Raw genomic sequence first — 24,953 nt, 5'->3', positions numbered from 1 at the left:
CCCATGAACGATGTCGCTGTGAAATTCTTTACCGATACGGATAGGGTTCATCCAGCAATCAACAAAGCGGTCGGAACGGATGACCCCCTTCAACTCTGACTGGGCCCCGGTGGTAGGTGACGACCGTACCAAGGCCGCCGTGGAACGCGCCCGGCTAAACGCCTAGCTTCTTCATCGGCATCATGGATGAGATGCAAGGCCAGCTTCATGGTCTCAATGTCCAAGTCTCCGCCACCACCATTGCTACGTCCCCAAGCACCACAACCGGCCTGTTCTGGCCCAAGCCAAGGCTTGTCGATCTCAACCCAACGACCCTTGGCGAACCAAGGTACACCCTCGATTTCCCGGCGCTGAACCTCACCCGGATGGGCTTGCTCATGGGCCTGAAACCAGTCCTCAAGTCGATCGTCAATCCAGCCGTGGAAAGCCCAGAACACAGGACTTACATGGGATGAAAAGGCATCAGCCAGATAGTCATTTTCGGCCCGGAACCAACGTTCGGAAAAATCGTTAGGGGCCCGATCGTAGATCAAAGGGTACTGACTGTTTGGATCACGCCTCACCGCTGCCCAGCACATATGCAGCCAGTCATGCACACCCAACTCGATGCGGCTACCCAACTCTCCTAAGCATAGGGTGGCCAGATATTCTGGATTCTGATACTGCGCTTCCCACAACTGGAAATTACCATAAAAACCCTCACTGCTCTTCACATTCCTAAGCCATTGATTGAAGGCATCGTCACCCGGTGACTCCCAAGCCGGTGGCACCGAATAGCCATCTTTGTTTTCCACGTAATCCACAAATGCTTGGATACCATGACCGATAAACGGCCTAGGAGGTGGCAAGCGTTTCCAAGACAGCAAGGGTTGAAAGCTGCGGGCATGTCTTAGCATCTGCCGATGCATAAACAAAAAATCCTCGCCGGAACCATTGCTGTGCCGCTGCTTGCCTCGGGCATCCCGCTCCTTGCCCAGCGGCCCCGGCTGCCAATCCAATCCGCGCAGCGACTGACGACGGTCGTTATCGAGACGATGCCAACGGTCGCGACTGGCATGCCAGAGCTGATGGTACAGACGATGCCTAGGAGAAATCAGCCAAGCATGCAGCTCCGGATGGTAGGCGGGGAGCCGCTCCCGAGCGGGAATGAAGGGACGCCGCTTAGCCAAGAACTTGGCCTGTGCCGCTGACCAACCGGGCTGACTACCCTGCCGGCGTACTGTGCCGCTGAGCGTTGCCTCGCCACCACCGATACTCGAAATACCCCAAATCTCGTCAAAGATTGCTGAGCATTCATAGGCTTGCCCAGCGCTGTTGACCAGCTTCCAGCGTAAATTGGCTCCCTTATCGGTCGAAAGCTCACCAAAGAGCTCGAAACCACCGGCGAGAAAAGGCCTACGCCCGAGATGTCCACGCACGGCCCGGCCAAATGGGCCTACGTCCAGCAGCAGCTCCAGCCCTTCACCGGAGAAATCCGCAAAATCCTGTTGCCCATCCAGCAAACGAAAATCCCAAATACCAACCAATCGCCCGGCCAACAAGTTCTGCCCGAGACTGGGTGGATTGATGGTAGGCTCCTCGTTCAGCGCGGCTGCTTCCATCGCTTGATAACGCCGGTACCCCGCGATGGACAAGCCTATCCCCCCTGCCGTTGCAGCCATTGCTGCAGCACCCGCCAGCAACCCACGCCGAGAACACTTCATCTGTACCTGTCCGCTTGTCCGCTCCCCTGAGCGCATGCTACGAGAACGAATGCGTTAGCCCAGAATTTATGCATCCGTGGCGTCAAAACCTAAAGCCAAGCGGCCCCCGATCGTTTGTTTAGCTGGACTTTTGAACTTAGCCCCGCGGAGATTCCATGCAGCGTGCTCTACTTTTAGTCCTTGGCCTTACCCTTCCCGGCTTTGCTTGGTCAGCCGACAATTGCTCCACCGATATTCGCGGCACCGACCAGATGATGTTCGATAAGGATGAGATCATCGTGCCTGCTAGCTGCAAGCATTTCACTATCACCCTGAAACATCCCGGCACCTTGCCCAAGGAGGTCATGGGACACAACTGGGTGTTGAGCGAAACCCGTAACATGCAGGCCATCCTCGCTGATGGCATCGCCGCCGGACTCGAACAGGGCTACCTGAAGTCCAACGATCCCCGTGTCATTGCCTATACCCGCCTGCTGGGCGGCGGTGAAGAAGACAGCGTGACCCTTGATACCGCAACGCTGAACGCAGATGGGGATTACCAGTTCTTCTGTTCCTTCCCCGCTCACTCTGTGCTGATGAAAGGCCGCCTTAAGTTCGGCACATAACCCCAAGACCGCCAGCATTGATGCCTCTGCTGCGGGAAAGGTCGTGCAACCTGCCATAAATTCTCAACCACTTGGTTCGTTCTCCCCCAGAGTCGGCGGTGTTATGGCCGAAGAAGGTGCATTCACAGGAAGCTCTATGAATACAAACCGTGCCACCCCAAAATGGCCGCTGCTAGCCCTTGCTCTGTGGGCACTGACGCTCAAAGCACAAGCCGATACCCCTGCACACAATGTAATCACTACCCCTCACCCCTTGGCCACCGCAGCCGGCCGCCAAATCATTGAAGCCGGTGGTAATGCATTCGATGCCGCCGTTGCCATTGCCGGGGTACTGGCGGTGGTGGAGCCCTACGGATCTGGTTTGGGAGGCGGAGGCTTCTTCCTACTGCGTACAGCGGGAACGACACCGCAATATCGTTTTCTTGATGCCCGTGAGCGGGCTCCTCTGGGCATCACGCCAGAACACTACAGGCGCGACGGCAAAATACAGGCCGACCTATCGGTCGATGGCGCTCTGGCGAGTGCCATACCGGGCCAGCCTGCGGCTATGGTTAAGCTGTCCGAACAGTACGGCCGCCTGCCCATCGCTACGAGCCTAGAGCCCGCTATCCGTCTGGCCCGCGATGGAGTCGAGATCGACGAGCATTATCGCAAGTGGGCGGGCCATAGGTTGGAAGCTTTACGCCGGGATCTAGGCAGCGCGCAGTTATTTCTCATCAATGGGGAAATACCGGCCCAAGGACAACGGATAAAATATCCAGAGTTGGCCTCCAGCCTGCAACGCCTAGCAGACCACGGCCATGAGGGGTTTTATAACGATGAGCTGGCCAAAACGCTGGTCGATGGCGTGCAAAACAGGGGTGGATCTTGGACTTTAGAAGACCTGAGTGCATATCAGGTCGTTGAGCGGGAACCCCTGCGCCAGAAATTGCCAAACGGCGCTGAACTGATCAGCGCCCCACCGCCTTCGGCTGGCGGCCTGATTCTAGTACAAAGCCTCGGCATGCTGCAATCACTGCCTTGGCAGGCGGCCGAGACAGCGCAGCGCACTCACTACATAGTGGAAACACTACGGCGCGCCTATCGTGACCGAGGTGTGCTGGGGGATCCAGATTTCGTCCAGATACCGCTAAAGCAACTAACCGCTGCGGATTATCTGAAGCAGCAAGCCAATAGTATTGATCCTAACCGCGCCACACCGAGCAACAGCCTGCCGCCTGCGCAATCTTGGCGCGAAGGCGATCACACGACCCACTTCACGGTACTGGATGCGCAAGGCAACGCGGTCGCCGCTACCCTTTCGCTCAACAGCATGTTCGGAGCTGCCTTTACCGTCCCAGGCACGGGCATATTACTGAACAACGAAATGGATGATTTCGCCATTGATGTCGGTGGCAGCAATGCCTACGGGCTCCAAGGCACTGCCGCCAACGCCTTAGCCGGAGGCAAGCGGCCCCTCTCCAGCATGGCGCCCAGCTTTATCGAATCTGATCAGAGCTTCGTTACCTTCGGTACGCCCGGAGGCAGCCAGATTCCTAGCATGATTCTGATTTCGTCACTCGCATACTTACAAGGCGAACCGGCTTCGCGTTGGGTAAGCCTACCGCGCTACCACCACCAGTACCTACCAGATGTGATCAGCCACGAACCGGATGCGTTCAGCCAAGCCGAACGCGACGAACTGGCAGCACGCGGGCATCAGCTAAAACAGGTAGCGACCTATGGCAACCAGCAATCCATTCACTGGGACAAGCTGACTGGACAGGTTGAAGGTGCCAGCGACCCACGCGGTATGGGGACGGCCGAAATCGTGCCAGCACAGTCTGCACCCACTCAGCAACATTCCCTTCGCTAGAACACTGGAGATATCGAATGTCAGCAGAAAATCTATCGCCTAGCAGTCACTGGTTGGATCAGGAGTATTCAGAGAACTACAAGCAGAAATTTCACATCTTGCTTCTAGTCTTCGTAGTCGTATTTTTTACCTCCTACGAGCATCATTTCGATGAGTGGGTGTATACGCAGTGGGTATTGAACTATGACTTTGGCCTTGTCAGAAGAGGTCTGGTCGGCGGTTTACTCAAGGCATTCGGGTATGTACCCAGCCCTGAGTTCTACATGATCGCGGCCTTTTTCTTTGCCCTCAGTGCCTGCATCGCCTTGTTCTGGCTCTTATCACAATCCGTACTGTCTTATTGCAAACAGAGCACGGCCGCCTTCCTTCTCGCCCTCTTCTTCATCTGCCATCCGTTGATTATCCCGCACTTCGCGCAAGCCGCAGGATTTCTGGACAACATCAATTATCTGATCGCCATTATCGGCATCCTTGCAATCCTCAAAGGTTCGGCCAAGGTCGGTGTACTTGCCATCTTGTTTGCAGGCTGCCTGATCATTCCCATTCACGAAGCCAGTTTCGTGATGTTCGTTCCTCTGCTTATCGGAATTTGGTTTTACACCAACAAGCCCAAAATAGTGAGTTCCGACAGCAGCCTGATTCTGATCGTTTTCGTCTTACTCCTAGCCGAAGTGATCTTCATTGGTACGAGCAATCCCGACTCCAGAATCTCTCTACAGAAATACTACGAGCATCTTCTGGCAACGACGCAGCCTATCAACATGGATGCCGTTAGAATTTTGTTTAATACACTACAGGGAAACGCTTCGGAAACCGCGAACACAGTACTCAGTACTCTTTATCTAAAATTTCATATCAACATGCTGCTTGGATTAATCCCCATATTTTTCATAGGTATAAAAATACTGAAGGCACTATCAAGCCATATCAAATGGATCTCCTACGAATCCTTCTTACTGGCCTGTTCCGCGTCGCCTTTAGCTCTGTATCTGATCGCTACGGACTACACACGCTGGTGGAGTATTACCATCAGCAATACTGCCATTTCCCTGACATTGATAATGCGAGATCCAGTGCTCGCGGCGGCAATAACCAAAGTCATTTATCAGTACCGATGGTTCATTATTTTCGCCATAGGATTTGGACTGGCCCTAGGCCCCCTCACGTCGCACTTGAGCTATAGAAATCTCAACTGGATCTACAGCCTATAACTCCCAGAGGTCACATTTGGGCTTGTTGTTTTCGGCCTCGAGGTCTTTCAAAGGTTGGGCCTCATTAACTTCCAGTCCTGCGTACTTGCGGTGCCCGTTGTAAATGTGCCGCAGGTAACTCCGAGCCTACGACAGAGGTTATTAACCTTAGCCTCTGCTTCATGCGCCTTAATCGCCTTGATGATTTGTTCTTCGCTATAACACTTGTTCATATCAAGATCTCCATCGCTCACAGGTTAAATGGAAATCTCGTCAAGCTCATGGTGCTAATTTTGGCGGATAGGTCAGATCCATGCTTGATGTTTCAAGAAACACAATTTCAATAACAGAAGCATCTCATTTAATGTTTAGATTACCTGCACTTAAGCTTTGAAACAGAGTTACCAGAGTAGAAAAGTCGAGGATACGATTACCTATATAGGTAATCTGCGATGCTGAAAAGGACTGGGTGGCTTGTTACCGCCAATGTATAAGGATTTTATTTTAAATAACTTCGAGCCTTAAGGAACCAATTGTGGAAGCAACTCATCTTGGATTTCCACCACTTACTACCTTGGTATTTGCGGGCATTGCTCTAGGGGCTTTGCTGCTAGACATTCTGACTCACCGTGATGATAAACCTATCACCCTGCTAGGAGCCTCTATTTGGTCCGTGTTTTGGGTAGCTATTTCATTAGCTTTTGCAGGATTTTTATACATCCATCACGGTTCAGAAATCGCTAGCTTATTCTTAACCGGCTATGCCCTAGAAAAAGTTCTGAGTGTAGACAACCTATTCGTTTTCATGGCGATTTTTGCTTGGTTTAAGGTACCCGATGGCCTTCGCCACCGTGTCCTATACTGGGGCATCATGGGCGCTATCGTATTCCGTGGTATTTTCGTCGCCATTGGTACCAGTCTGCTGGCTTTTGGTCCTTGGGTTGAGATCCTATTTTCCCTGATTGTGGCTTGGACTGCCGTCATGATGCTCAAAAGCGACGAAAGCAAAGATGCCGAAATCGACTACTCTCAGCACATGGCCTATCGTTTCGCCCATAAGCTGTTCCCCGTTTGGCCAAAACTCTACGGTCATAACTTTTTTGTAAGCCGCGAAAAACTTGAAGTCGAAGTACAAAAACCAGAGAACCAAGAATTTTCTCTAGCAACTAAGGGTGCTATTTTTGCCACGCCGCTCTTTTTATGCTTAGTAATGATTGAGTTCTCCGATATTCTATTTGCGTTTGACTCAGTTCCCGCGGTCATCGCAGTCAGTCGTGAACCTCTGATTGTCTATTCCGCCATGCTGTTTGCCATCTTGGGGCTGCGTACTTTGTATTTTGTCCTCGAAGCACTCAAGCGCTACCTGGTACATTTAGAAAAAGCGGTGATTGTTCTGTTGTTTTTCATCGCAGGTAAATTAGCTCTTAATGCAACTAATCACCTATTCCATCACGGTATTAGTATTAGCCCCAATACCAGTTTAGTTATTGTGATCACGGTACTGGTGATTGGTATTGTGGCCAGCGTTATATTCCCTGAAAAAGAAAATACTGAAACCCATCAAAGCTAAATTTATTCCCCTTTAAAAACGAGGATGATTCAGTTTATTTGAATATAGTTAGCCCCATTTAAGCCTAGCTTGGTAGGGCTAACTTAATAAATACTATCTATCTAATTTCAGCCAACGTACTCGAAGTAGCTTATTATTGTCCTCTGTAGTTTCATAATAAATTTCGGACTGATCAATAATCAGTGATTTTTCCAGTTCACTCAGTGCCTTTCTTAGCCCCCTGCCTACAGCTAAAAAAGACTTCAATGTCCGGTATTGGCTCAAACTCAATAACTCATCTACATCAACCTGATACCAACCCGCAGGCTGGGCAAGCGTGTAATTTCGCAGCCATTTACCAAAATCACTGGGCCGCCACCACTTAACCATTTTTTCGTAGCGCCCTAAGGTTTTAGTTTCGTAAAACTCATATTCTTCAATGATATTGGTGGCCACAAGCTCCTCTAGCGCTTTAGGAAGGCCTCGGCCTTTTCCCATAAAATTTCGCATTTCACCACTACCGCTCCAAACTCGGAGATTTTCAACAGAAACATGATGCCAATCTCCAGAACGATGCCCTGATGCATAGTTTTGCAGCCATTTAGCCAAAGGAGCTCTTAATTCTAATCGAGCTTGGAAATCAATGTGAGCCAACTCGTGTTTGCCAAAAAACTGTACAATTTCTGAATCAAGAGATAACCAAAACTCTTCGTTTTGACGCTTCCAACTGAGTTCTTTAATCAGCCGAAACATCTTTCCATCCCCATCCGCATTTTCAATAAACAAGGTTGCAGAAGCTAAGCGTTGTAAAGAATCCTTTAACCACTTATATCCCGAAGTGCCCGTCGTTCTACCAATTGCCTCAAGAAACTGACTACGCACAAAATAAATGGGTGCGCCAGCGGCTTGTCCCTGAGCTAAACGAATGGCATGCAAAAATACATCATTGTCTGCCATATCCAACTGCTCACCCGTGTAAAAGAGGGTCAAATCGTTGCGACTGGCAAGGCGCGTTTTTACGTATTTAGGGCGACTCAGATTAGATTTTCCCCCCGCAGCTACCGACATAAACAAGCTAGATCTTGTCCATTTATGTGGCATTGCGGATTTATCTTGCGGAAACAGCGGGAGCTGCAAAGGTATTTGAGGAGGAGTGTTAGGGATTTGTTGTTCTTGTTCGCGTTGAAGAGCTGCAGCAAGACTCTGTTGTTTTGATTTTTCAGTCTTCAGTTTATGCGTATTTTTTTTCGCAATGGCTGCAACCCGAGCTGCCAAGCCCCCGTGCTTTACAGAGCTCTCATCCTTCATTTAGAAACCTTGGCTTCAATATCGGAGTCTACGACCTAATTTTCATTCTTCATCCACAGCATCAAAGTCGACACCACCCGACTCAAGAATGCGTAAACCTGCAACAATAAAAGCAGCTTCAATAGCATCAAGCGTCACACGACGGGGAGCACTCTTCCCGGTTTCAAAGTCACTGATCGCTCGTTTAGAGGCTCCAGAAGCTTCAGCCAAATCGGTTTGGGTCCAGTTTAAAAGCATGCGGGCGGCAGCACATTGTCTAGCGGTGATGTATTTACGTTCAATCATTGAGGTACTTACTGTGTTATTAAGTGCGGTTCAGCACTTAAAGTTTAAATTCTATACTCAGTCATGCCAAGAGGTATTAGGCAAGGTTTTGGTGATTTTAAAGTGATAAATGAAATGCGTAAACGCTTTTGAAAACACGTTGTTGGGGGTGAAATGTGATGGGTTTTTCTCAGCTATGCCAATCATCCTATCAGAAAGCCACGTTAGTTGTTTCACGCATTTTGCCTAAGCTAAAGGATGCTACAAAAGCTAAGCCTAAAGAAGATGAGCCGTTGCAGTCTCAGTTAAAAGCCTTGGTCGTTGAGCGCTCAACTGTTAGTCCATGAGCTGGTTAAGGCAGAGGGACTGGTGGTGAACAGAAAACGCACCTATCGAATCTATACTGAGGAAGGATTAAAGGTTCGGATCAAGAGGCACAAAAAGCCTCTATAACCAAGTAAGACCGCATAGTGCGTTGAGTATGCAAGACAAGCCACACTCCATACTTAAATCTCTTTCTTAGCGGTTTTGTAGTGGATCATTACAGGCTTACAGAGGATCTCAACCTCTGATCTTAGAAACGCCCAATTTACAGCAAACTCTAGGCAAGGTTCTCATGTGCATTGAGTACACAATGTGCATTAGGTGCACTCGGAATACGATAAAACTTTATTTCAAAATGGCTTGGAAAATAGGATTGGCCTCGGAAGACAGTACTTAGTTAAAGCTATAAAAAAGGTGCTCAAAGTGTCCAATATCAAAATAAAATGTTTATCTCATACTCCACTCAGGGGGTTAAATGATCCTGGGTCGCATGTTGTAGCAGAAGTAGATAGTGTTATTGCAAAAGCACGTGCCGAGGTTGAGCATTTTGACCCTGAGCTAATTGTGATTTTTGCACCTGATCATTATAACGGATTATTTTACGATCTAATGCCACCCTTTGTTATTGCAACGGCAGCAGATTCTGTAGGCGATTATAAAACGCTGCTTGGGGCGCTGTCTGTTCCCAAAGAATTGGCTTTGGAAATGGCGCGCTTTATATTAGATAAAGATTTAGATATTGCCATCTCTCATCGCTTACAAGTGGATCACGGTTGTACTCAAACACTGGAGGAAATGACCGGTAGTTTAACAAAGTATCCCGTGATTCCAATTATTATCAACTCAGTAGCTCCACCTTTTGGCCCATATCGGCGTATTCGTAAGTTGGGTGAAGCAGTAGGCCAATTTTTGGCTCAGTTAAATAAACGTGTTCTAATCCTTGGAACGGGCGGTCTTTCCCACGAGCCTCCTGTACCTTTGTTATCCGGTGCTCCGGATGATATTGCTAACTTTTTAATTGCTGGCCGTAATCCAACACCTGAAGCAAGAGCAGCGCGACAAGCCCGCACTATTGCGGCTGGTAAAATTTACGGGACATCAGAGTCTAATTTAACTCCGTTAAATACAGACTGGGATCAGTATTTTATGGATTTACTGGTTCAAGGTCAGTTGGATGAAATTGATGATTTCAAAATAGAAGAAATTTCAAAAACAGCGGGGCGCTCAACCCATGAAATTCGTACTTGGGTTGCCACATTCTCTGCATTAGCTGCTGTTAAAAAACCTTATTCCGCCCGCCAAGATTATTACAGACCCATTAATGAATGGATTGCTGGGTACGGTGTACTGAGTGCTGAATAACTGAGTCCTTGGCTGGTTTTAATAAATATAACAATGCGTTTTGCGCAGAGGTTTTGAAGATGAGCAATCTGAATCTGAATATTCAAACACCCATTGAACATCAAGCACCCACAGAGGCTGAGTTAGTTGCTCGTGCGGAAGCTATGATTCCTTGGCTGCGTGAAAAAGCTGATGCGGTTGAACAAGCACGTATGGTTCCGCATGACAGTATTCAAGCCTTTAAAGAAGCGGGTTTTTTTAAAATTTTACAGCCTAAGCGTTGGGGCGGTTATGAGATGAGCCCCAATGTACTGAATAAAGTATTAATGGAGCTGGCTCGTGGCTGCCCTTCCAGTGCTTGGAATGTCATGGTACTGGGTGTGCATCCGTTTGAAGTAGGTTTGCTGGACTCCCGCTGCGGAGATGAATTGTGGGGCATAGATAATACGACCTTGGTGTCTTCTTCCTATGCGCCTTTTGGTACCGTCACTGCGGTAGAAGGTGGCTATCGCTTAAATGGCGAATGGTTGACCTCCAGTGGCTGCGATCACGCGGCCGGAGGCGCTTTTGTCGGCGGACGAGTTTCCGAGCATGGGGAAGTTGTTTTCCGGTCATTCTGGATTAAGGCGGAAGACTTTGAAATTGTAGACGACTGGTTTGTGGTGGGGTTGGCGGGTACAGGCAGTAAGAAGCTGGTCATTAAAGACGTATTTATTCCCAGCTATCGCAGCCATGTTATCGGTGCCTACGATGAAGGCTCACATGGTCAGGTCAATAATCTGTACAAAATGCCCTTTTTCTATGTGTTTTATGCTGCTGTTTCTTCCGTGATTGTGGGCATGGCACGGGGCATGGTGGATCTCTACATTGAGCACATGATGCCACGCCAAAACATCAATCAGGCGATTGGCTCCGCTACGCAAGACCCCTTCATTAAGAACCGTTTGGGCGAGGCTTCAGCCAAAATTTTGGGCGCGGCTGCCCGCATTTTGCAAAATACCGACGAGGCATGGAGTTTCACCTCAAAGGGTAAATTGGTGCCTTTAGAGGTGCGTGTCCGTCACTTTGCCACTAACCAGTTCACCGGAGGGGAGTGCTTTGATGCGGCTCATATGCTGTTCAAAAAGACTTCTACCCGTGGCATTTGGGTAAGCAGCCCACTGCAACGCCAAATGCGCGACATCTTGGTAGGTGCAAACCACATCACCCAGAATCAAGACAACATCGGCGATCTGTTGGGTGGCCAGTTGTTGGGTAATCCCTTGCCTGCTGCTAACCCCTTCGGTGTGAAGGTTTAAGCCGGTCTTCTCAAAGCATCCACGGGTTAGGTTTGGGAGTAAAGAACATGACAAAAGACATCAATCAGCTGCTGGATTGGGCCCCCAACGGTCACTTGGCATCAATCCCCATGGTTAGCGCCGACGACCATCGTTATGGCATGCGTAACTTCGCTGTTGGGGTGAGCATCATCACGACCCAGGATGAAGAAGAGCGCTCGGGCTTGACTGCAACAGCCGTGTGCTCTGTGACCGCAGATCCACCCCGGTTGGTGGTATTTGTGAACAAGAAAGTAGCCGCCAGCCAATCCATTCTGAACAGTGGTGCTCTGTGTGTGAATGTCCTCTCCAGCGAGCAAGAGCACCAAGCCAAGGTCTTTGCTGGCATGGTTGAGGGCGTTCATGGTGAGGAGCGCTTTGAGCACGGCCAATGGCGCACTTTGACAACAGGTGTTCCGGTATTGGACGGCGCTTTAACCAACTTCGATTGTCGGGTGGTGAAGGTCTTCGATGAAAGCACCCATCATGCGTTTTTGTGTGAGGTTTTGGCCACCAGCGAACACGGTGGCGAGCCCTTGGTTTATATGAACGGTGCCTTCCGGCGCATTGCGGCCGCTTAATTTCCGCTGTTAAGCCTATAGACCCTCTGGTGTGCGTCAAGTCGTGCTCCAGAGGGTTTTTGTCCATCCGGATTTTAGAACAAGAAAGGAACAAACCATGACAGCCCAAACCCACAGTCTGACAGAGGCCGCCACCAGCCGTTTGGTACGCATCCGAGAAGCCGATTTAGATTTACAACTGCATTACAACGATATGGGCGAAGGCCCAGAAACCATTGTCATGCTGCACGGTTCTGGGCCTGGAGCCAGTGGCTGGGCTAACTTCAACCGTAACCTTGAGCCCTTGGTAAATGCGGGTTACCGAGTCATTTTGATGGATTGCCCCGGTTGGAGTAAAAGCGATCCCATCGTGTGTAGCGGATCGCGCTCAGATCTGAATGCCAACGCCCTCAAAGGCCTATTGAACGCCTTGAATTTAGAGCAGGTGCATTTGATCGGGAACTCCATGGGAGCCCACAGTGCGGTTGCCTTTGCCTTAGCGAATCCGCAACGCATCGGCAAGCTTGTGCTGATGGGGGGCGGAACTGGCGGCCCCAGTCAGTTTGTTCCTATGCCGACGGAGGGCATCAAGCTGCTTCAGGGTTTGTATCGTGATCCCACGATCAATAACCTCAAGCAGATGATGAAGGTATTTGTGTTTGACAGCAGCAGTTTGACGGAGGAGTTGTTCCAAACCCGCCTCGACAACATGCTCAGTCAACAAAAGCACTTGGACAATTTTGTGAAAAGCTTAGCCGCCAATCCTAAGCAATTCACCGATTATGGCCCACGTTTGGGCGAAATTGCTGCGCCAGCTTTGATTATTTGGGGGCGTGATGACCGTTTTGTCCCTATGGATGTAGGGTTGCGTTTGCTCTGGGGGATGCAAAACGCCGAACTGCACATTTTCAATCGCTGCGGCCATTGGGCTCAGTGGGAACATGCGGATAAGTTCAACCGTATGGTATTGGACTTCTTCCAGCACTGATTCCTGAATGTGTGGGGAGGATGCTGTTTGATAAAAACAGCATCCTCATAATCCCACCAGCTCGCGTACCAATCCCCGAAAAAACTGATTACTCATTGATGTATCTGCTGTGCGCCATGCCATCAATAAGGTGGTACTGGGTGGTGCTTCATCTTCCAGATGGCGTGTAGCAATGTTGCGAAAGAGCATCTGTTCAGCGTAATCAGGCAACAGTGATACCCCTCCTCCCATGCTGATGAGCGTCAGCAAGGTCAGCACGTTGTGCACCTCTTGAGTAACCCGTACATCCAAATGATGGCGCTGAAGCCAATCTTGGATGCTGTTGTACAAAGACTGCCCCGCTTGTTGAGCATTGATCTGGATAAAGTCGGTATCCATGAGGTGTTCCGGGAGAATCCGTTGACACTGGCTTAGTGGATGATCAGCCGGCATCACCAACACCAAAGGTTCAGTCATGATAGCCTCACTACTGAGGTCGGGATGCTCTATGGGGGGACGTAAAAAAGCGACATCAATCGTTTTTTTGACTAAGGCTTTGATCTGCTCAGCGGTGGTTAAACTGTGAAAATTTAATTCAAGATTGGGATATTGCGCCCGCATGGTAGGTAGCACATGGGGGAAGATTTTAATCTCAGCACTGGGTACAAAACCGATACTGAACTGTGAGGCATTAAGCTGTGCTGCTTGTCGTGCCAAGAGTATAGCCCGCTCCGCCTGAGCCAGCACCAAGCGGGCTTCATTAAGAAATACCGTCCCGGCAGGCGTGAGCTCAACCCGCCGTTTAGAGCGGGTCAATAGGCTTGTACCCAACTCATCTTCAAGATCTTTAATCTGCTGGCTTAACGAAGGTTGTGCCGTATGTAGGCGCTCAGCCGCCCGTGTGAAATTCAGCGTTTCCGCCACGGCGATGAAGTAGCGTAGATGCCTAAGTTCCATGATTAAGACGTTATTCCTATTACTGTGACAGTTAATAAGTATTTCACTTATGGCCCCTGATCTTCCATCGTGTGTCCACGCTAATAACAATCACAAGAAGGAAATCCAATGGACGATAAACTTCAGGTTCGCCCGATGGTTGATGCCAAAAATGGGCAAGTTACCCCCGAGATCTACACCGATGAGGCCATTTACCAGTTGGAACTGGAACGGGTGTTTGGTCGTAGCTGGTTGTTTCTGGCCCATGAAAGCCTGATCCCTAAAGCCGGTGATTTCTTTACCACCTTTATGGGCGAAGACCCGGTTGTGGTGGTACGCCAGAAAGACGGCAGCGTCGAAGCCTACCTAAACCAGTGTCGTCACCGGGGCATGCGTCTGTGCCATGCCGACAGCGGTAATACCAAAGCCTTTACCTGTGCTTATCACGGTTGGGCCTTTGGCTTGGACGGCGGTTTGACCTCCGTGCCGCTGGAAGAAGAGGCCTACCGTAATAAGCTCGATAAATCCCGTTGGGGACTGACCCGCGTACCACGCATCACCCTGTACAAAGGCTTGGTGTTTGGTAACTGGGATGCCAACGCGCCCGCCCTAGAGGATTACATGGGTGACATGGCCTGGTATCTGGACGGCTTCCTTGATCGTCGGGAAGGCGGTACCGAAGTGGTCGGCGGTATCCATAAGTGGACCATCGAATGTAACTGGAAGCTGGCCGCCGAACAGTTCTGTAGCGACCAGTACCACGCACCCTATACCCATGCTTCGGCGGTACAGGTGCTGCAAGCCAGCCCCGCCAACAAGGCCGACGGTAAGCCGCTGGGTGAGGGACAAACGCCACGTCCCGTATGGGCCGATGCCTTGGGTGGGGTGCAGTTTTCCGGTAATGGCCATGGCAGTGCCTTCTTCTTCACCGAAAAACCCGATGCCAACGTTTGGGTTGATGGGGAAGTTTCTAGTTACTTCCGCGACACCTACCCAGAAGCCGAACAACGGCTTGGCAAAGTCCGTGCCCTGCGTCTGGCGGGACACAACACCCTTTTCCCCACGCTGTCTTGGCTCAATGGCACGCAAACCTTGCGTATTTGGCACCCCAAAGGGCCGAACAAAATTGAGGTTTGGGCCTTCTGTATTTGCGACCGCGATGCGCCGGTTGAGGTTAAAGATGCCTTGATCCGCAGCCATGCCCGCGCCTTCGGCCCTGCTGGATTCTTGGAGCAAGACGATTCGGAAAACTGGGTCGAAGTCCAAAAAGTCCTGCGCGGTTACAAGGCCCGCCAAGCTGAGTTTTGCATCCAGATGGGGATGGGCTTTGAAGAACGCCGCCAAGACGGTATTCCCGGGCTGACCAACTACACCTTTGCCGAAACTGCTGCACGGGGCTTTTACCAGCACTGGGCCAACATGATGTCGGCTGAAAACTGGAGTGAAATCAACGATCTGTCGGCTGCTGACCAGCAGGAAGGAGTGTAATCATGAGCGAACAAGCCACTGTACTAGAACCACTACGCCCCACAGCACAGCCCTCAGTCATTGCCCCTCAGGCCCTGCACTACGAAATTGAGCAGTTCCTGTATCTGGAGGCCGCCTTGCTGGATGAATGGCGCTTTCGGGAATGGTTAGAGTTGATTGCAGACGACATTAGTTACGTGCTGCTCACCAACACCCAAGCCTTGACCCGTGATCGCCGTCGCAGCGTTCAGCCACCGCTGACCTACATTTTTAACGAGGATAAATTCCAGTTAGAACGTCGGGTCGCGCGTTTGGAAACCGGCATGGCCTGGTCAGAAGAGCCGCCCTCCCGCACACGGCATTTTGTCAGCAACGTGCGCATCCTTAAGCACGATGCCCAGACGGTGGAGCTGAGCTGCAACTACCTGATCCACCGCGCCAGTAAGCAACAAGACATTTACAGCTTTGTCGGCACCTGCCAAGACAAGCTGCGCCGTACCTCCAATGGTGCGGGCTGGGAAGTCTATAGCCGCGAATTGGCTTTAGATGAGTTTGTGCTGCAAGCGCCCAACATCAGCATCCTGTTCTGATCATGGCCCGCGTTCATGTGTGCTCAGTGACTGAGCTGCCCTCCGGAGAAAGCCTCCGGGTGGACACCCAACCGGCGGTAGCACTCTTTCATGTCGGAGAGGATTTTTACGCGGTGGCCGATTTGTGTACCCATGCTACGGCTTCAATCTCGGAAGGATATCTGGACGACCACGACAGTACCGTTGAGTGCCCCATCCACACCGCCCGTTTTTGCTTAAAAACGGGGGCGGCTCTCTGCCAACCGGCCACTGAACCACTACAGACCTTTCCGGTAGTGGTTGAGGACGGGGAAATTTACTTGGATATGCCCGAGGAGGCCGCCTGATGACTTGGCTACAAGGGGAATCCTGCTTAATCACTGGCGGCGGTTCTGGATTAGGGCGAGCCATTGTCGAACGCTTTCTTGAGGAAGGCGCTCAGGTGGGCGTGTTGGAGCGCTCACCGGAGAAGGTTCAGCAGTTACAGGCTGACTTTGGAACGGCGGTGGTGGCTGTCACAGGTGATGTGACAGACCCAGACGCTAACCGGCGCGCCGTGGCGGCGATGCAGGAGCGCTTTGGCAAACTGGATTGCTTCATCGGTAATGCGGCGCTTTGGGATCATGGCGCAACCCTGGTTGGCACCGACATGGAGGCCTTAAACCAAGGCTTTGAGGAGCTCTTTGCCATCAACGTCAAGGGCTGTTTGTTGGGTGCTAAAGCGGCGGCTCCCGCCCTGTTGTCCAGTCAAGGCTCGATGATTTTCACCCTTTCTAACTCGGCGTTTTATCCGGGCGGCGGCGGGCCTTTATACACTGCCTCCAAACACGCGGTGTTGGGCTTAATGCGGGAGCTGGCTTACGAGCTGGCCCCCAAAGTACGGGTAAATGCGGTAGGCCCCAGCGGCATGGCCAGTGATTTACGCGGCCCCAGCGCCTTAGGTCAGCAGGACATGGCCATTATGGATTCCCGAAGTCCGGAGGCCATTCGGGCTATTTTGCCCCTACAGGTTTTTCCTGATCCGGCGGATTTTGTCGGCCCCTTTGTGCTTTTGGCCTCACGGGCCAACAACAGAACCCTCAGTGGCGTAGTGATCAATGCCGATTGCGGTTTAGGCATTCGAGGCATTCGCCATGTAGCGGGCGGCTTAACGCTGTAACAGCAGCTTTTACTGTCTTTGAGGACACAACCATGACTCAAAAAACCTCTAAAGAGTGCTACATCGTGGTGGGTGCCGGTCAGGCCGGAGCCGTTGCCGTGTCGAGTCTTCGTGAGTCGGGATTTGGGGGGCGTATCCTTCTGGTGGGAGATGAACCGCACCTTCCTTACGAGCGCCCTCCTTTATCAAAAGAAGTATTACTGACCCCGGCAACGGCCAAACCCACGATTTTCGACAGTGCCTTCTACTCCAGCCAAAATATTGAGTGTCGCTTTGGTATTCCAGCAACCCATATCGATATTCATACCCATATGTTGGAACTGGCCTCGGGTGAGCAGATTCACTTCGACAAACTGCTTTTGGCCACTGGCGCACGGGCCAGACCCTACCCCCTGTTGGATGCCTTAGGTAAGGATGCGCTGCAATTGCGCTCCATGAAAGACGCTCAAGCTTTGGCGAAGCGGATACAACCGGGGGCACGCATACTGGTTGTGGGTGGCGGCGTGATTGGCCTTGAAGTGGCGGCCAGTGCGCGTACTTTGGGCGCTGAAGTCACCCTGTTAGAACGTGGTGATCGCCTGATGGCGCGGGCGGCTCCCGTACATTTGGCTCAAGCCTTATTAGAGTTGCACCGCGATCAGGGCGTGCGCTGTGTTTTTGACGTTGATCTGGTCAAGGCCGATCATGCCGCCAACGGTTCTGTACAGTTGCACAGCCAAAACGGAGAGGTCTTTGTCGGCGATTTGGTGGTGTACGGCATCGGTGTGCATCTGAATGTTGAACTGGCTCAAGCCTCAGGCCTGAAGGTTGAAGACGGCATTCTGATTGATGAATACGGTATGACTTCGGCACCCGGTATTTATGCGGCAGGGGATGTGGCTCGCCAGTGGCAGCCACAGCTGGGCCGTTACATACGGCAAGAGACTTGGAGTAATGCCCAAAATCAGGCGCAATCGGTGGTGCGATCCATGTTGACCGGCTTGCCCTGTGATCCGGATTTGCCTTGGTACTGGACGGATCAATACGGCAGCAACATTCAGGTAGCCGGTAGCATAGAGGTCGATGAGTGGGTAACGCGCGGTAACCGGCCCGATCGTTACACCCAATTTGGCTTACGTGATGGCTGCGTTGTGGGCGCTATTACCTTTAACAACGGTAAAGAAATGCGCCCCGCAAAACAGTTGATTTCAGTAGCGGCTGAGCTGTCGAATCCTGAACTATTGCTAGATCCTAAACAAGATCTGCGAAAGCTGGTTGTTCAGAGCGCATTAGCCGCTTAACTAAAGCTACACCCAATCCATAAAATGGGTTGGGTGTCATGATGATTAATAAAGGTCAGATTCACAAATATCTTGTTCTAACCTTGCAACCATAGCTTGCATACTGGGTAAGTATTTTTTAGCAGCATCTTCTGTAGCCATTGCTTTGGCGACATAAATCAGATTTAAACAGCCCATCACTTGCTCATGGTGTTTTATGGGCAGTGCAATCGCCGAAATTTTAGGTTCCTCCTGCCAATAATTTTTATTTTCTGCATACCCCTGCCGTCTGGTTCTATTAATTATTCCTTCAATAAAGGTAGGGTTTTTCGCAAGCTCTGATTGGGCATCATTACGGGAGGCCAGTATTTTTAATATTTTTTCACGTTCTGAATCAGGACAGTGAGCAATATAGGCTCTTCCGGCTGCGGTAATTAACATGGGTAATCTTCTTCCAACCATAGAGCGGTGGAAGGATAATCGACTGAATCTATGCGTTGTTTCTCGAACAACCATGGCATCAATGTCTAGAGTACAAATATCGGTGGGCCAAACTACCTTTTGCAATAAATCTCCAAGTAATGGTGCAGCCAATCCGGCAATCCACTGTTCATCACGAAAGCCTTCACTAAGCTCCCGCACTTTAATGCTGAGTTTAAATCGGTCATCAGAGGCGCTGCGATAAACATAACCCTCGTCTTGAAGTGTTTCCAAAATACGGCGCACGGTTGTTCGATGAATACCTGTAATACCGGATAACTCGGATGCTGTTGCTCCGCCATCCAGTCTATTTAGGGCATTTAGAAGCTGTATCCCTCTGATTAATCCGCGTACTTTTTTATATTCAGTTTGATTTTGCTCAATCATTATTTTAGCTCTTATTTTCTTGTGCATCAGGTGCACATCAAAGACTATTTTTGTTGTTTTGGGTACAGAGTGCAATCTAAAATCAAAGAAAGCACTAAAGGAGTATTTATATAATACTGTATTAATCCGCACTTTTTAAAAACGACAACTAAACTAGCGAGCTAATAAATTTATGTCAAACAAGCTAGCCTTAGAGAAAGCAGCTGAACTATTACGCACAGCAGAATTATCTAATGAACCATGTGCTCCAATCCGTTCTATTATTAGCGAGCATGATACAGAAAGTGCGTACGCTATTCAGCGCTTAAATATTGCTTACTCTTGTAACCAAGGGCGAAGAGTGGTAGGCAAAAAGATTGGATTAACGAATCTTAAAGTTCAGAAACAACTAGGTGTCGATCAACCCGATTTTGGGACTTTATTTGCTGATATGTCCTATGGGGACAATGAGCAAATTCCATTTAGCCGTATATTACAACCAAAGATTGAGGCAGAAATTGCCTTAATCCTCAATAAAGACTTACCCCATCCCGACACCACACTTCCTGAATTAATGGAAGCGGTGGCTTGGGTGCTTCCCGCTTTAGAAGTAGTGGGCAGTCGAATTCAAGCCTGGGATATTCGCTTCGTCGATACCGTAGCGGATAACGCCTCCAGTGGCTGCTTTGTATTAGGAGGGCCAGTCCAACACTTAGCAGGATTGGACTTAGCGCGGGCCAGCATGCGTATGACGCGCAACGCTGAGGAAGTTTCCCAAGGCAGCGGTATGGAGTGCCTAGGCCACCCACTGAATGCAGCCATGTGGTTAGCGCGCACTATGGCGCGTTTGGGCGACCCCTTAAAAGCCGGCGACTTAATTCTAACGGGCGCATTAGGCCCCATGGTGAATGTCGCTCCCGGTGATCGCTTTGACGCAGAAATCGAAGGAATTGGACGGGTGAGTGTGGAGTTTAGCCCTCACTAACCCCTCATGTGGCGTGCATAAGAGGCAACAATAACGATGAAAAACAAGCTCAAGGTAGCCATTATCGGTTCGGGTAACATCGGCACCGATCTGATGATTAAGATCATGCGTCACGGACAGTTTTTGGAAATGGGGGCCTTTGTCGGCATTGATCCCGCGTCCGATGGTTTAGCGCGCGCCGCCCGTTTGGGGGTGGCCACAACAGCAGAGGGTGTAGAAGGGCTTACCCGCTTGCCGGTGTTTTCAGAAATTGACGTGATTTTTGATGCCACTTCTGCGAGTGCACACCTGAAAAACGAAGTGTTTTTGCGCGGACTGAAACCCGATCTGCGGATTATCGACCTTACCCCGGCCGCTATTGGGCCGTATTGCGTTCCGGTGGTGAACCTAGAGGCCAACCTTCAGGCCAAAAACCTGAATATGGTGACCTGCGGAGGCCAAGCCACCATTCCTATGGTCGCGGCGGTATCGCGGATTGCGCGCGTGCACTACGCGGAAATTGTGGCTTCGATTTCCAGTAAATCCGCGGGGCCGGGCACACGGGCCAATATCGATGAGTTCACCGAAACCACCTCCAAAGCCATCGAGGTGATTGGCGGGGCTCAGAAAGGCAAAGCCATCATCGTACTCAATCCGGCAGAACCGCCGTTGATCATGCGCGATACCGTGTACGTCCTTTCAGATTTGGCCGATCAAGCTCAGGTTGAAGCCTCCATCGACGAAATGGCCAAGGCTGTGCAGAGCTACGTACCGGGTTATCGCCTGAAGCAACGGGTTCAGTTTGATGTGATCTCTGGCGAAGCACCCTTGAATATCCCCGGATTGGGCTACTTGAGTGGACTGAAAACCTCCATTTTCCTAGAGGTTGAAGGGGCAGCTCATTACCTACCGGCCTATGCCGGAAACCTCGACATCATGACCTCCGCTGCGCTGGCTACTGCCGAGCGTATGGCCCAATCTCTGCTCGCTTAAGGAGTCGCCCATGACCTTCAAGCCCGGAAAGAAACTCTACATCTCCGATGTCACCCTGCGCGACGGTAGCCATGCCATTCGCCATCAATACTCCATCAAACAGGTACAGGACATTGCCCGCGCTTTGGACAAAGCCAAGGTAGACTCTATTGAAGTGGCCCACGGGGATGGTCTACAGGGTTCCAGCTTCAACTATGGCTTTGGTGCCCATACCGATCTGGAATGGATTGAGGCCGTAGCCGAAGTCATCAGTCACGCGCAGATTGCGACCCTCTTGTTGCCCGGTATTGGCACAGTTCACGATCTGGATAACGCCTATAAAGCCGGCGCCCGCATTGTGCGGGTAGCTACCCATTGCACCGAGGCCGATGTCTCCCGTCAGCACATTGAACATGCGCGCAAGCTGGGCATGGACACTGTGGGCTTTTTGATGATGAGCCACATGACGACCCCGCAGAACCTAGCCGTTGAAGCTAAGAAGATGGAAAGCTACGGCGCCACCTGCATTTATGTGGTGGACTCGGGGGGCGCCATGAGCATGCACGACATCCGCGATCGTTTCCGTGCGGTTAAGGATGTACTGGATTCCGCGACGCAAACCGGCATGCATGCCCACCACAACCTAAGCCTTGGTGTGGCCAACTCCATTGTCGCCGTGGAAGAGGGCTGTGACCGTATCGACGCTAGTCTGGCCGGTATGGGTGCCGGAGCCGGTAATGCGCCTTTAGAAGTCTTTATTGCCGCTGCCGAGCGTTTGGGTTGGGAGCACGGTACTGACCTCTACACCCTAATGGATGCAGCCGACGACATCGTGCGTCCGTTGCAAGATCGCCCTGTGCGCGTGGATCGGGAAACCCTGGCTTTAGGTTATGCCGGTGTGTACTCCAGCTTCCTGCGCCATTCCGAAGTGGCTGCTCATAAATACGGCCTCAAAACCGTGGATATTCTGGTCGAACTGGGTCGTCGTCGCATGGTCGGCGGGCAGGAAGACATGATCGTCGACGTAGCTCTGGATCTGCTGAAGCCCTGATTTACCCCACAACCAACCCCCTGATGTTGTACCGACAAAAACAATCAAAGGTACTGTTGTTATGAACCCTGTTGCTGAATCTTTAGAAGCGGCACCGCCCGCACAAGCTATTCGAACCAAAACCACCATTGGTTTGTGCTTCATTGTCGCGCTGCTGGAGGGTCTAGATCTACAAGCTCCCGGCATTGCAGGTCCAGGTATGGCTGCGGCCTTCCAGCTAGACAAAGCCTGGATGGGCTGGATTTTTGGAGCTGGCATTCTCGGCTTATTGCCGGGCGCCTTGGTCGGAGGCCGATTGGCTGATCGCATTGGCCGCAAATGGGTGCTGATCGCCGCCGTCATTTTGTTTGGTGTGTTCTCTATCGCCACCGCCTACGCTTGGGATGCGATAAGCCTACTGGTTGCCCGCTTTATGACCGGGGTAGGTCTGGGAGCGGCCTTGCCTAACTTAATCGCCCTTTCCTCAGAGGCGGCGGGCCCACGCCATCGGGGCTTGGCTGTAAGCCTGATGTATTGCGGCGTTCCGCTTGGAGCCTCATTAGCAGCCCTCATTGGTTTAGGGGGCTTTGAAACGGGTTGGAAAACCGTGTTCTTCGTGGGCGGTATTGCTCCTCTGTTGGTCGCGCCCTTATTGGCATTCTGGCTACCCGAATCGGCTGCATTCCGGGAGCGTCAGCAACAACGGGCTCAGGGTGAGAATGCAATAGCTCCACCCAGCCTCTGGCAAGGCTTGTTTAAAGAAGGCTCGGCTGTTCCCACATTGCTGCTGTGGGTGGCTTACTTCTTCACCCTCATGGTGGTGTACATGCTGATTAACTGGCTGCCGTCTTTGATCATTGGTCAGGGATTTGCGGCAAATCAGGCCAACTTAGTCATGTTCTCCCTGCAAATAGGCGCCACTCTGGGCACCCTGGCCTTGGGGGCTTTGATGGATCGCCTGCATCCTATGCTCATGACCGTTTTGACCTACTTAGGAATTTTAGCCGCTTTAATGGCACTGGGAGCTGCTGCCAACTTCAACAGTATGCTGGGGGCAGGATTTATTGCCGGATTCTTTGCTGTTGGCGGCCAACTGGTTCTCTATGCGTTAGCTCCTCTCTTCTATCAGACAGAGGTTCGGGCTTCAGGGGTGGGTTCAGCCGTTGCAGTTGGACGCTTAGGAGCCATGACAGGCCCCTTAGTGGCAGGCCACATGCTGGCTACAGGAGCAGGGGCAGCAGGCGTTATGCTCGCTTCAGCTCCGGGGATTTTGCTGGCAGCCTGCGCTATGTCTTATCTTCTACTACAGCGTCGCCGACAAGATTTGGCGCTGAACTAAGCCTCATAAACTAGGCGCTTTGAGCGCCTAGTTTATCTTATACCACCCCAAAACATTTAGATCTAAACAACGCCCCTTAACCTTTTTGTGGCTTGTTTATCGTTGTTATAAAAAACAAAAATAAAAACAGGTATCTCAATGCTGAACTCTAAAAAGATCACAGCAAGTGTTCTGCTGTTTTTGGCTACCGCGCCACAAAATTTAAAAGCCGCCGGATTTATTGAAGACAGTCATGGAACATTGATGTTTCGCAACTTTTACTTTGATCGAGACTATAAGGGAGAAACCAATGTTTCAGCGCGTCGAGAGTGGGCACAGGGGTTTATTTTAAATATAAAATCTGGATTTACAGAAGGGCCTGTGGGTTTTGGTTTAGATCTACAGGGCATGTGGGGCGTGAAGTTAGACTCCTCCCGTGATCGAACAGGTACTAATTTATTACCTGTTGATCGGCACAGCGGTAAAGCTCAAGATGAGTATGCAGAACTTGGCTTAACTGGAAAACTACGCTACTCACAAACCGAATTATATGTTGGTACAGTAGCCCCTCAACTACCTATTTTAATCAGTAGTCCAGCGAGATTACTTTGGCAAACCTTTAAAGGTGGTTATCTCCAATCAAAGGATATTCAAGGATTAACTCTGCACTCTGGCTACTTAAATAGAATGAATCAGCGTGATTCAACCAACTATCAAAAAATAACTATTGCCGCTCCCAATGGACGATTTAACGGTGCCGCCGAGTCGGATGAATTTATATTCTTTGGTGGAGATTACAAATATTCTCAAGATTTAACCTTGAGCTATTTTCATGCTCGATTAGATGAAATTTATCAACAGAATTATTTTTCCTTTATTCATCAGAAAAAGATTGGCCCCGGTGAGCTAAAAACGGAGATGCGTTACTTTATCAGTGATGAAGAAGGTGAGGGTAAAGCAGGCTCTGTAGACAATCAAAATCTGGGCTTGGCGTTTAGCTACAGCATGGGGCCGCATCGGTTAACGTTAAGTGGACACTTACTCAGTGGAGATACAGCGATGCCTTATATAGCCTCATCAGAACCTCATACCATTTCAGAGTATGCCCTAAGCTCAGAGTTTATTAACAATGATGAACATTATTGGAATGTGCGCTACGACTATAATTTTGCTGCTTTAGGTATTCCGGGTTTACGCACTATGTTTAGATTTATGAAGGGTACGAATATTAACCTTCCTGAGCGATTGGGTGGAAAAAATCAAAGCGAAACAGAACGAGATATAGAAATTGCTTATGCCCTTCAATCCGGGCCGCTCAAAGGATTAGCACTGCGCCTTAGAAATGCACGATACCAAAACAGTTTTGCGCCCAATGCCTCAACGAGAGATGACAATGAAACTCGAATTAACATTGATTACACTTGGAAAATTTGGTGATTTTTAGGATGAAA

General features: G+C 50.5%; 24 protein-coding genes and 1 pseudogene. 19 read left to right on the top strand and 6 right to left on the bottom strand.

The annotated features are described in order from the left end of the window. Positions 1-89: 89 nt before the first annotated feature. Positions 90-1,703, bottom strand: coding sequence for a pyoverdine maturation tyrosinase PvdP (gene pvdP, locus LX59_RS07615; protein WP_170234348.1), 1,614 nt, complete (start codon positions 1,701-1,703; stop codon positions 90-92). Positions 1,704-1,858: 155 nt separating this feature from the next. On the opposite strand from pvdP, the gene azu reads away from it, so the two are divergent. The 3 genes from azu (at position 1,859) to LX59_RS07600 (ending at position 5,374) form a co-directional block, all read left to right on the top strand. Further along, positions 1,859-2,308 carry an azurin gene (azu, locus tag LX59_RS07610; RefSeq protein WP_144571244.1) on the top strand — a complete coding sequence of 150 codons (450 nt, stop codon included), beginning with the start codon at positions 1,859-1,861 and terminating at the stop codon, positions 2,306-2,308. A 136-nt stretch (positions 2,309-2,444) separates the two neighbouring features. After that, the gene (gene ggt, locus LX59_RS07605) at positions 2,445-4,163 is read left to right on the top strand and encodes a gamma-glutamyltransferase (protein WP_144571243.1); all 1,719 of its coding nucleotides are present in this window, start codon (positions 2,445-2,447) and stop codon (positions 4,161-4,163) included. Between the two features lie 17 nt (positions 4,164-4,180). Continuing rightward, positions 4,181-5,374: a hypothetical protein gene (locus LX59_RS07600; protein WP_144571242.1), complete on the top strand. Its 1,194-nt coding sequence runs from the start codon at positions 4,181-4,183 to the stop codon at positions 5,372-5,374. Positions 5,375-5,389: 15 nt separating this feature from the next. On the opposite strand, the pseudogene LX59_RS15920 reads toward LX59_RS07600, so the two are convergent. Beyond that, a pseudogene (locus LX59_RS15920) lies at positions 5,390-5,586 on the bottom strand (transposase); the annotation flags it as partial. Between the two features lie 302 nt (positions 5,587-5,888). On the opposite strand from LX59_RS15920, the gene LX59_RS07595 reads away from it, so the two are divergent. Continuing rightward, the gene (locus LX59_RS07595; RefSeq protein ID WP_144571241.1) at positions 5,889-6,923 is read left to right on the top strand and encodes a TerC/Alx family metal homeostasis membrane protein; all 1,035 of its coding nucleotides are present in this window, start codon (positions 5,889-5,891) and stop codon (positions 6,921-6,923) included. Positions 6,924-7,016: 93 nt separating this feature from the next. Here LX59_RS07595 and trfA read toward each other — a convergent pair whose 3' ends face one another. Both trfA and LX59_RS07585 read right to left on the bottom strand, forming a co-directional pair. Next, positions 7,017-8,210 carry a plasmid replication initiator TrfA gene (trfA, locus tag LX59_RS07590; RefSeq protein ID WP_144571240.1) on the bottom strand — a complete coding sequence of 398 codons (1,194 nt, stop codon included), beginning with the start codon at positions 8,208-8,210 and terminating at the stop codon, positions 7,017-7,019. A 42-nt stretch (positions 8,211-8,252) separates the two neighbouring features. After that, positions 8,253-8,495, bottom strand: a complete 243-nt coding sequence (locus tag LX59_RS07585) for a helix-turn-helix domain-containing protein (protein ID WP_211354834.1) — start codon at positions 8,493-8,495, stop codon at positions 8,253-8,255. A gap of 300 nt (positions 8,496-8,795) precedes the next feature. Between LX59_RS07585 and LX59_RS16230 the strand changes: the two genes are divergently transcribed. From LX59_RS16230 to LX59_RS07560, 5 genes are all read left to right on the top strand, one after another. Next, complete coding sequence (locus LX59_RS16230) at positions 8,796-8,927, top strand: IS3 family transposase (protein ID WP_144571239.1); 132 nt, start codon at positions 8,796-8,798, stop codon at positions 8,925-8,927. Between the two features lie 303 nt (positions 8,928-9,230). After that, a complete protein-coding gene (locus LX59_RS07575; RefSeq protein ID WP_144571268.1) occupies positions 9,231-10,160 on the top strand; it encodes a 3-carboxyethylcatechol 2,3-dioxygenase in 930 nt (309 codons plus the stop codon). Positions 10,161-10,219: 59 nt separating this feature from the next. Next, complete coding sequence (locus LX59_RS07570; RefSeq protein WP_246118705.1) at positions 10,220-11,437, top strand: acyl-CoA dehydrogenase family protein; 1,218 nt, start codon at positions 10,220-10,222, stop codon at positions 11,435-11,437. 47 nt (positions 11,438-11,484) lie between these two features. Next, a complete protein-coding gene (locus LX59_RS07565) occupies positions 11,485-12,036 on the top strand; it encodes a flavin reductase family protein (RefSeq protein WP_144571238.1) in 552 nt (183 codons plus the stop codon). Between the two features lie 97 nt (positions 12,037-12,133). Continuing rightward, positions 12,134-13,003, top strand: coding sequence for an alpha/beta fold hydrolase (locus tag LX59_RS07560; RefSeq protein WP_144571237.1), 870 nt, complete (start codon positions 12,134-12,136; stop codon positions 13,001-13,003). 45 nt (positions 13,004-13,048) lie between these two features. Here the strand turns inward: LX59_RS07560 and LX59_RS07555 are convergent, their stop codons facing one another. Continuing rightward, a complete protein-coding gene (locus LX59_RS07555; protein WP_144571236.1) occupies positions 13,049-13,939 on the bottom strand; it encodes a LysR substrate-binding domain-containing protein in 891 nt (296 codons plus the stop codon). Positions 13,940-14,047: 108 nt separating this feature from the next. Here LX59_RS07555 and hcaE point away from each other — a divergent pair, with 108 nt between their 5' ends. Genes hcaE through hcaD form a run of 5 tightly spaced genes read left to right on the top strand, consistent with a single transcriptional unit; the run spans position 14,048 to position 18,393 of the window. Then, complete coding sequence (hcaE, locus tag LX59_RS07550; protein WP_144571235.1) at positions 14,048-15,406, top strand: 3-phenylpropionate/cinnamic acid dioxygenase subunit alpha; 1,359 nt, start codon at positions 14,048-14,050, stop codon at positions 15,404-15,406. 2 nt (positions 15,407-15,408) lie between these two features. Next, positions 15,409-15,975 carry a 3-phenylpropionate/cinnamic acid dioxygenase subunit beta gene (gene hcaF, locus LX59_RS07545; RefSeq protein WP_144571234.1) on the top strand — a complete coding sequence of 189 codons (567 nt, stop codon included), beginning with the start codon at positions 15,409-15,411 and terminating at the stop codon, positions 15,973-15,975. Positions 15,976-15,977: 2 nt separating this feature from the next. Next, positions 15,978-16,301 carry a 3-phenylpropionate/cinnamic acid dioxygenase ferredoxin subunit gene (hcaC, locus tag LX59_RS07540; RefSeq protein WP_144571233.1) on the top strand — a complete coding sequence of 108 codons (324 nt, stop codon included), beginning with the start codon at positions 15,978-15,980 and terminating at the stop codon, positions 16,299-16,301. Next, positions 16,301-17,113 carry a 3-phenylpropionate-dihydrodiol/cinnamic acid-dihydrodiol dehydrogenase gene (gene hcaB / locus LX59_RS07535; RefSeq protein ID WP_144571232.1) on the top strand — a complete coding sequence of 271 codons (813 nt, stop codon included), beginning with the start codon at positions 16,301-16,303 and terminating at the stop codon, positions 17,111-17,113. Before hcaC ends, hcaB begins: the two co-directional genes overlap by 1 nt. Positions 17,114-17,145: 32 nt before the next feature. Beyond that, complete coding sequence (hcaD, locus tag LX59_RS07530) at positions 17,146-18,393, top strand: 3-phenylpropionate/cinnamic acid dioxygenase ferredoxin--NAD(+) reductase subunit (RefSeq protein WP_144571231.1); 1,248 nt, start codon at positions 17,146-17,148, stop codon at positions 18,391-18,393. Positions 18,394-18,438: 45 nt separating this feature from the next. Here hcaD and LX59_RS07525 read toward each other — a convergent pair whose 3' ends face one another. Next, positions 18,439-19,266 carry a DNA-binding transcriptional regulator gene (locus LX59_RS07525; protein WP_246118704.1) on the bottom strand — a complete coding sequence of 276 codons (828 nt, stop codon included), beginning with the start codon at positions 19,264-19,266 and terminating at the stop codon, positions 18,439-18,441. Positions 19,267-19,411: 145 nt separating this feature from the next. On the opposite strand from LX59_RS07525, the gene mhpD reads away from it, so the two are divergent. The 5 genes from mhpD (at position 19,412) to LX59_RS07500 (ending at position 24,939) form a co-directional block, all read left to right on the top strand. Beyond that, positions 19,412-20,203 (top strand): 2-keto-4-pentenoate hydratase, encoded by a 792-nt coding sequence (gene mhpD, locus LX59_RS07520; RefSeq protein ID WP_144571230.1) that lies wholly within the window; start codon positions 19,412-19,414, stop codon positions 20,201-20,203. 36 nt (positions 20,204-20,239) lie between these two features. After that, positions 20,240-21,175, top strand: coding sequence for an acetaldehyde dehydrogenase (acetylating) (locus LX59_RS07515; protein WP_144571229.1), 936 nt, complete (start codon positions 20,240-20,242; stop codon positions 21,173-21,175). Positions 21,176-21,185: 10 nt separating this feature from the next. Then, on the top strand, positions 21,186-22,205 hold the full coding sequence (gene dmpG, locus LX59_RS07510) for a 4-hydroxy-2-oxovalerate aldolase (protein ID WP_144571228.1): 1,020 nt from the start codon (positions 21,186-21,188) through the stop codon (positions 22,203-22,205). A 61-nt stretch (positions 22,206-22,266) separates the two neighbouring features. Next, entirely contained in the window at positions 22,267-23,523 is a 1,257-nt protein-coding gene (mhpT, locus tag LX59_RS07505; RefSeq protein WP_144571227.1) for a 3-(3-hydroxy-phenyl)propionate transporter MhpT, read from the top strand. A gap of 138 nt (positions 23,524-23,661) precedes the next feature. Next, entirely contained in the window at positions 23,662-24,939 is a 1,278-nt protein-coding gene (locus tag LX59_RS07500; protein WP_144571226.1) for an OprD family porin, read from the top strand. Positions 24,940-24,953 lie beyond the last annotated feature (14 nt).

Origin of the sequence: Azomonas agilis (genome assembly GCF_007830255.1) — a bacterium.
In the GTDB taxonomy this organism is placed as follows: Bacteria; Pseudomonadota; Gammaproteobacteria; order Pseudomonadales; family Pseudomonadaceae; genus Azomonas; species Azomonas agilis.
The sequence above is the reverse complement of the archived record's forward strand: the minus strand, read 5'-3'. Positions and strand labels throughout refer to the sequence as shown.

Bases quoted from the DNA above. Each gene is read 5' to 3' on its own strand.
- LX59_RS07570 (WP_246118705.1), top strand. From the start codon at position 10,220: ATGAGCAATCTGAATCTGAATATTCAAACACCCATTGAACATCAAGCA.
- dmpG (WP_144571228.1), top strand. From the start codon at position 21,186: ATGACCTTCAAGCCCGGAAAGAAACTCTACATCTCCGATGTCACCCTG.
- hcaE (WP_144571235.1), top strand. From the start codon at position 14,048: ATGGACGATAAACTTCAGGTTCGCCCGATGGTTGATGCCAAAAATGGG.
- LX59_RS07555 (WP_144571236.1), bottom strand. From the start codon at position 13,939: ATGGAACTTAGGCATCTACGCTACTTCATCGCCGTGGCGGAAACGCTG.
- LX59_RS07600 (WP_144571242.1), top strand. From the start codon at position 4,181: ATGTCAGCAGAAAATCTATCGCCTAGCAGTCACTGGTTGGATCAGGAG.
- mhpT (WP_144571227.1), top strand. From the start codon at position 22,267: ATGAACCCTGTTGCTGAATCTTTAGAAGCGGCACCGCCCGCACAAGCT.
- LX59_RS07585 (WP_211354834.1), bottom strand. From the start codon at position 8,495: ATGATTGAACGTAAATACATCACCGCTAGACAATGTGCTGCCGCCCGC.
- LX59_RS07560 (WP_144571237.1), top strand. From the start codon at position 12,134: ATGACAGCCCAAACCCACAGTCTGACAGAGGCCGCCACCAGCCGTTTG.
- hcaC (WP_144571233.1), top strand. From the start codon at position 15,978: ATGGCCCGCGTTCATGTGTGCTCAGTGACTGAGCTGCCCTCCGGAGAA.
- ggt (WP_144571243.1), top strand. From the start codon at position 2,445: ATGAATACAAACCGTGCCACCCCAAAATGGCCGCTGCTAGCCCTTGCT.
- hcaD (WP_144571231.1), top strand. From the start codon at position 17,146: ATGACTCAAAAAACCTCTAAAGAGTGCTACATCGTGGTGGGTGCCGGT.
- LX59_RS07525 (WP_246118704.1), bottom strand. From the start codon at position 19,266: ATGCACAAGAAAATAAGAGCTAAAATAATGATTGAGCAAAATCAAACT.
- hcaF (WP_144571234.1), top strand. From the start codon at position 15,409: ATGAGCGAACAAGCCACTGTACTAGAACCACTACGCCCCACAGCACAG.
- pvdP (WP_170234348.1), bottom strand. From the start codon at position 1,703: ATGAAGTGTTCTCGGCGTGGGTTGCTGGCGGGTGCTGCAGCAATGGCT.
- azu (WP_144571244.1), top strand. From the start codon at position 1,859: ATGCAGCGTGCTCTACTTTTAGTCCTTGGCCTTACCCTTCCCGGCTTT.
- LX59_RS07565 (WP_144571238.1), top strand. From the start codon at position 11,485: ATGACAAAAGACATCAATCAGCTGCTGGATTGGGCCCCCAACGGTCAC.
- mhpD (WP_144571230.1), top strand. From the start codon at position 19,412: ATGTCAAACAAGCTAGCCTTAGAGAAAGCAGCTGAACTATTACGCACA.
- LX59_RS07500 (WP_144571226.1), top strand. From the start codon at position 23,662: ATGCTGAACTCTAAAAAGATCACAGCAAGTGTTCTGCTGTTTTTGGCT.
- LX59_RS07515 (WP_144571229.1), top strand. From the start codon at position 20,240: ATGAAAAACAAGCTCAAGGTAGCCATTATCGGTTCGGGTAACATCGGC.
- trfA (WP_144571240.1), bottom strand. From the start codon at position 8,210: ATGAAGGATGAGAGCTCTGTAAAGCACGGGGGCTTGGCAGCTCGGGTT.
- hcaB (WP_144571232.1), top strand. From the start codon at position 16,301: ATGACTTGGCTACAAGGGGAATCCTGCTTAATCACTGGCGGCGGTTCT.